General features: G+C 62.1%; 5 protein-coding genes and 2 pseudogenes. 5 read left to right on the top strand and 2 right to left on the bottom strand.

What is annotated here, in order from left to right:
- Together HLUSI_RS0108665 and HLUSI_RS0108660 are read right to left on the bottom strand one after the other, a co-directional pair.
- On the bottom strand, positions 1 to 398 hold a 398-nt coding region (locus HLUSI_RS0108665; protein ID WP_016833592.1), incomplete at its 3' end, for a LacI family DNA-binding transcriptional regulator.
- A 142-nt stretch (positions 399 to 540) separates the two neighbouring features.
- On the bottom strand, positions 541 to 1,353 hold the full coding sequence (locus HLUSI_RS0108660; RefSeq protein WP_016833591.1) for a LysR family transcriptional regulator: 813 nt from the start codon (positions 1,351 to 1,353) through the stop codon (positions 541 to 543).
- Positions 1,354 to 1,447: 94 nt separating this feature from the next.
- Here HLUSI_RS0108660 and HLUSI_RS0108655 point away from each other — a divergent pair, with 94 nt between their 5' ends.
- The 5 genes and pseudogenes from HLUSI_RS0108655 to HLUSI_RS27695 all read left to right on the top strand — a co-directional run.
- Entirely contained in the window at positions 1,448 to 2,230 is a 783-nt protein-coding gene (locus tag HLUSI_RS0108655) for an NAD(P)H-dependent oxidoreductase (protein WP_016833590.1), read from the top strand.
- 206 nt (positions 2,231 to 2,436) lie between these two features.
- Positions 2,437 to 2,619 (top strand): hypothetical protein, encoded by a 183-nt coding sequence (locus HLUSI_RS33995; RefSeq protein ID WP_016833589.1) that lies wholly within the window; start codon positions 2,437 to 2,439, stop codon positions 2,617 to 2,619.
- The gene (locus HLUSI_RS0108645; RefSeq protein WP_238533948.1) at positions 2,591 to 4,591 is read left to right on the top strand and encodes a VTT domain-containing protein; all 2,001 of its coding nucleotides are present in this window, start codon (positions 2,591 to 2,593) and stop codon (positions 4,589 to 4,591) included. Before HLUSI_RS33995 ends, HLUSI_RS0108645 begins: the two co-directional genes overlap by 29 nt.
- Positions 4,588 to 5,251 (top strand): annotated as a pseudogene (locus HLUSI_RS27700) (endonuclease/exonuclease/phosphatase family protein). The gene HLUSI_RS0108645 and the pseudogene HLUSI_RS27700 overlap by 4 nt, the downstream one beginning before the upstream one ends.
- A gap of 36 nt (positions 5,252 to 5,287) precedes the next feature.
- Positions 5,288 to 6,142: pseudogene (locus HLUSI_RS27695) on the top strand (FAD-dependent monooxygenase); the annotation flags it as partial.

Below are 6,142 nucleotides of genomic sequence, written 5' to 3'. Positions count from 1 at the left end.
TATATCAGTGCGCCATCAGCGCGGTGCATGCGCAACAGATCGAAATAAGAACGCTCGCGCCCTTCATCCGCGCCCGTGTCGCACAGCAGCACAAAATAACCGTGTTCACGCGCCACGGTATCGATCCCACGCAGGATCTGCGCATAAAACGGGTTGCCGACGTCCGGCACCATCGTCAACAGCATGCGGCTTTCGGCCGTGCGTAAATTACGCGCCAGATGGTTCATGCGGTAACCCAGCGCGGCCACGGAGAGCAGTACTTTGTCGCGTGTTTTCGGTCGCACACCTTGCTGATCGTTCATGACGCGCGACACAGTCGCCACCGAAACGCCTGCATGGTCGGCGACGGCGCTGATCGAAACCGGACCGGTTACGGTCGATAGATGGGGACTGAGCATGGAAATGTTCTTTAACTACAAATGTAATCGATTACTTTTATAGTTCCAATTAATTTGCGATGCAAGAACTATCCATGTTGCAGTGCCGGAATTTGATGCCGAAAACGAGCGGCAGCAGGTCCTGGCAAATTGCGCCGCAGGCCTACACGGAAGCCGCCAGATGATCGCGCAACCACTGATGCGCCGGATCACGATGCGAACGTTCATGCCACAGCATCGCCATGTCGTAACCGGCGACATCGAAGGGAGGCTCGACCACCTGCAGCGCCGCCGATCCGCGCATCAGGCGCGACGGCACCATCGCCACCATGTCGGTATTGGCCAGCACCGACATCATGAACAGGAAATGCGGCACCGACAACACCACGCGGCGCGTCAGTCCTGCCGCCGCCAGTGCATCGTCGGTGACGCCGCGAAAACCGCCGCCGTCCGGCGACACGATCACGTGTTCCAGCGCGCAAAACTGCGCCGGCGTCGGCTTGCGGCGGAGTTTGGGATGGCCGCTGCGTCCCACCAGGACATAGCGCTCGCGGAACAACACGCGCTGGCGCGCCAGCTCGACCACCGCCAGGCGCGTACCGGGCGCGGCAGCGCGCAATCCGGGCAAGGCCGGCAGCAACACTGCCGTCTCGCTGGCATCGGTGGCGGCGATACGCCAGGTATTGTCCGCACTGGCGGGATCGAATCCTCCTCCCGGCGCCACCGCGCGTTCGAGCGCCTGCAGGGCTACACGCAAGGGTTCGCGCAATTCTTCGGCGCGTGCGGTCGGCTGCATGCCGCGCGACCCCGGCAGCAACAAAGGATCGCTGAAGATCTCGCGCAGCTTGGCCAGATGCACGCTGACCGATGGTTGGGAAAAATTCAGCCGCTGCGCCGCGCGCGTCACGTTGTGCTCGGATAGCAGCACATCCAGCGTCACCAGCAGATTCAGATCGAGTTGGCGAAGTTTGTTCATGATCAGCTTTCTTAATACCTGCAATATGAGAAATTCATTTCCAATATACCTCACGCAAACCTAAGCTGGGTGCTCCTCTTTTTGAAAGCCAGCCATGAATGTCTTGATTGTCTATGCCCATCCCGAACCCCGATCGCTCAACGGTTCCCTCAAGAACTTCGCCGTCGCCCGCCTGGAAGCGTCCGGCCATGCCGTCCAGGTATCAGACCTGTATGCCATGAACTGGAAAACTCCGCTCGATGTCGACGACAGCCTGGCGCCGCGTAACGGCGAACGCTTCGATGCTTCGCTGGCGTCGAAGCACGCCTTTGAAAACGGCTTGCAAAGTGCGGACATCGCGCGCGAGCAGGACAAGCTGCGCTGGGCGGACACTGTCATCCTGCAGTTTCCGCTGTGGTGGTATGCGATGCCGGCCATCATGAAAGGCTGGGTGGAACGCGTCTACGCTTATGGCTTCGCCTATGGCGTCGGCGAACATTCCGACACGCACTGGGGCGATCGTTTCGGCGAAGGTACGCTATCGGGAAAACGCGCGATGGTGATCGTCACTACCGGCGGTTGGGAGTCGCACTATACGGCGCGCGGCATCAACGGTCCGATCGACGACCTGCTGTTTCCGATCCATCACGGCATCCTGTATTACCCGGGCTTCGACGTGCTGCCTCCTTTCGTCGTGTATCGCACCGGCAAGACCGATGCAGCGCGCTATGCGGGCATTTGCGAGGCCCTGGGCGAGCGTCTCGACACGCTCGAAAGCGCCACGCCAATTGCATTCCGTCCGCAGAACGCCGGCGACTACGCCATCCCGGCGCTGACGCTGCGCGATGAGATTGCGCCTGGTGTGACCGGCTTTGGTGCACACGTGCGGAATGCCTGAGCCGGGCGGGATGATTTCAAACGCACAACATTTCATATTTGCGTTTGCGTTCGTTGGCGTTCGTTGGCGTTTAAGCAGCGGCCCGTTTCCTTTTTGTCTGACTTTGGAAAAAGACATTTGCCGATACCCGTGCCGGACTGCCCGGTCTACGCTGAGATCCCTTATTGCGCCTGCGCCGCAGGCATTACCGAAAGGTCAGCGGATCGATGTATACCGAGCACACCGAGCACACCGGGCCAGCGCCATCCCGACCTCGCCTGCTGGAGCCCGGCAAGAATTGCTGGCGCATTGCACCGGCACGCCGCTTCAAGCTGCTGATCGACGCCGACGCCTATTTCAGCGCGGTGCGCGCAGCCGGAAGTGGCGCGGGACTGGGGATTGGCGGATGACGTGGTGGTGGCGGGCGGCGCCGGCGACGGCTATCCGGAGGCGCTGGGCGATTTCCTCAACGCGCTGGTTGAAGAACGTCCACAGCTGCACGTCTATATCCTCAACTGGGATTTTGCGATGCTGTATGCGCTGGAACGCGAATGGCCGCCGGCTTACAAGCACGGCTGGCGCAAGCGGCGCCGGTTCTATTTCCACATGGATGCCAGCCACCCGGTCGGTGCTTCGCATCATCAGAAGGTGGTGGTGATCGACGACAAACTGGCATTTGCGGGCGGCATCGACCTGACACGCAACCGCTGGGACACTTCGGAGCATGCGCCTGACCAACCCTTGCGCCGCGACATTGACGATAAACCATATGGTCCCTTCCACGACGTGCAGGCAATGGTCGATGCCGAAGCCGCCGCCGCGCTCGGCGAACTGGCGCGTGAGCGCTGGACCCGCGCCGGCTGTAAACCTGCGCTACCGCCGAACAAGGCGAAGGATGGCGACGATCTGTGGCCGACCGGTGTGGAGCCTGACCTGGGCGACGTTGAAATCGGTATCGCCCGCACCGAACCTGAACGCGACGGTGGCGGCGGCATCCATGAAATCCGCCAGCTTTACCTGGATGCCATCGCCGCCGCCAGGCATTCGCTGTTCTTCGAAAACCAGTACTTCACCTCCAACGTGCTGCACGATGCGCTGGCGGCACGCCTGGCTGAAGACGATGCCCCGGAAGTTGTGGTGGTATCGCCGCAAAACCAGAGCGGCTGGCTGGAGCAGGCCACCATGGGCCATCTGCGCGCACGCATTCATCAGCGCCTGAAAGCTGCAGATCAACACGGCCGCTATCGCATGTATTGCCCGCAACTGGCAGGCGAGCAGGACGGCTGCCTCAATGTCCACAGCAAGGTATTCGCGGTCGACGATCATTTGTTCTGCGTCGGCTCGGCCAACATGAGTAACCGTTCAATGACGTACGACACTGAATGCAATCTCGTGATAGAAGCCCATGGCGACGCAGCGCAACAGGCGCGTATCCGCACCGCGATTGCCGGCATGCGCAACCGCTTGCTGGCCGAGCATCTCGACGTGGGCGTGGAAACGGTCCGGCAAGAAATTGACAAGACCTCCAGCCTTCACGCGACCATCGCTGCGCTGCAGAGCAACGGTCGCACCCTGATCGCGCTTGATCCTGTCGTGCTGCCGCAGATCGAAGCGCTCATGCCGGACAAGGTGATGTTCGATCCGGAAACGCCGATCAATCCCGATGAACTGATTGCGCAGTTCGTGCCGGGTCATGCCCGCAAGCCGGTGCCGCGCCGGCTGATCGGCCTCGGCGTATTCGGCATCCTGCTGCTGGCCCTGGCTCTGGCGTGGCGCTTCACGCCGCTGCGCGAGTGGCTCAACCTGAACGCGCTGATCGTCATGGCGCGCAGTCTGGAAACGCTGCCGTTCACGCCGTTGGCGGTGATGGCGGTGTATGTGGTGGCGGGCATGCTGATGTTCCCGGTGACCTTGTTGATTGCAGTCACAGGCATCGTGTTCGGGCCGTTCTACGGTGCGCTGTATGCGCTGGCGGGATCCTTGTTGAGCGCGCTGGCGGGCTTCGGCGTGGGTGTCTGGCTGGGCCGCGAGACACTGCAGCAATTGCTCGGCCGCCGTGTCAACAGCCTGAGCCGGCGCTTCGCGCAACGCGGCATTCCGGCCATGGTGGTGATCCGCCTGCTGCCGGTGGCGCCGTTCACCATCGCCAATGTGGTGGCAGGCGTGTCGCACCTGCGCTTGCGCGATTATCTGATCGGCACCTTCCTAGGCATGGCGCCCGGCATCATTGTCACGGTCGCATTCGCGCACAATCTGGCGGAGGCGATCCGCCATCCCAGCCTGACGACGGTGGCCTTGCTGGCGGGCATGGCAGCGCTGCTGATCGGCATGGCGTTGGGCTTGCAGAAGTTATTTTCTCAACAACCGCGGAGCATCCGATGAATCAGGTCGCCGCGGTGCTGGCGCCGCCTGCACAGACGACACCAGCCAGTCCCTGGCCGCTCACTGTCGCCACCTACAATATCCACAGCGCGATCGGCACCGACGGCCGCTTCGATCCTGAACGCATCGCGCGGGTTCTGCTCGACATCGGCGCCGACGTCATCGCATTGCAGGAAGTGCCGCTGGGCGGATCGGAAAGCGCCGACGTGCTGAAGGTATTGCAGGAAGCCACAGGCTTCCATGCCGTCGAAGGTCCGACCGAAGATACGCCGCAGCGCCGCTACGGCAATGCGGTGCTGAGCCGCTATCCGGTACAGGCGACGCGCGCCATCGACTTGTCGTTCGGCAGCCGCGAAGCGCGCGGTGCGCTCGACGCCGACCTCGCCTGCCACGGTCAGCCGTTGCGCGTGGTGGCCACGCATCTGGGCCTGCGCCCTGCCGAACGGCGCGACCAGATCAAGCGCCTGCTGCAAGCCTTCGACACCGATCGCATGCCGGTGATCCTGATGGGCGACGTCAACGAATGGCTGGCCGCTGTTTTCGCTCGACCGCATCTGGATCAGTCCGCGCCGCCGCTTGCTGAAAGTGCAGGTGCACGCCAGCCCGTTGGCGCGTGTCGCGTCCGACCATTTACCGCTGGTGGCGCATATCGATGCCTAGCAGTCCGGCCGTCATTGAAATTGAAGGAGGTTTGCCATGGCACAGCATGAAGTCTTGATCGTCGGCGCCGGTCCCACCGGCATGGTGCTGGCGTTGTGGCTCAACAAGTTCGGCGTGCGTGTGCGCATCCTCGACAAGGCTGCTGCGCGCCGGAACCGCTTCGCGCGCGCTGGTGGTGCAGGCGCGTACCTTGGAGTTGTACCGCCAGCTCGACCTGGCCGACGCCGTACTGGCGGAAGGACATCGGGCGCAGGCGTTCAATCTGTGGGCAGAAGGTGAACACAAGGCGCACGTGCAACTTGGTGCAATCGGCGAGGGCCTGACGCCCTATCCTTTCCTGCAGATCTTTCCGCAAGACCGTCATGAAAAATTGCTGGCCGAGCGGCTGCAGGCGGCCGGCATCGTGATCGAACGCGGCATCGACTTCATCGATTACAGCGACGCCGGTTCGCATGTCAGCGCGCGCTACCTCGATGCCGACGGTCGCGCACAAACTTGTGATGCGCTCTACATCGTCGGCTGCGACGGCGCGCATTCCATGGTGCGCAAAAGCCTGGGAGCGGATTTTTCCGGCGGCACGTATCGCCAGTTGTTTTACGTTGCCGATATCGAAGGCAGCGGCCCGGCGCTGAACGGCGAAGTACATGTCGACCTGAGCGAAGCAGACTTCGTCGCAGTATTCGGCATGAATGACGGCGGCAGTGCGCGCCTGGTCGGCACCATCCGCGAAGGCAGAGTGAACCGCAATGGACAAGCAGATGCGCTGAATTTTGAAGACGTCTCCGAACGCGCCCTGCGCGAGATGAAGATCAAGGTCGACAAGGTCAACTGGTTCTCCAGCTATCACGTGCATCACCGCGTGGCCGATCGTTTCCGCGCCGGCCGCGCTTT

This window comes from Herbaspirillum lusitanum P6-12, assembly GCF_000256565.1.
Lineage (GTDB): Bacteria > Pseudomonadota > Gammaproteobacteria > Burkholderiales > Burkholderiaceae_D > Herbaspirillum > Herbaspirillum lusitanum.
Note: the sequence above shows the minus strand (reverse complement) of the source record. Positions and strands in the feature narration are given on the sequence as shown.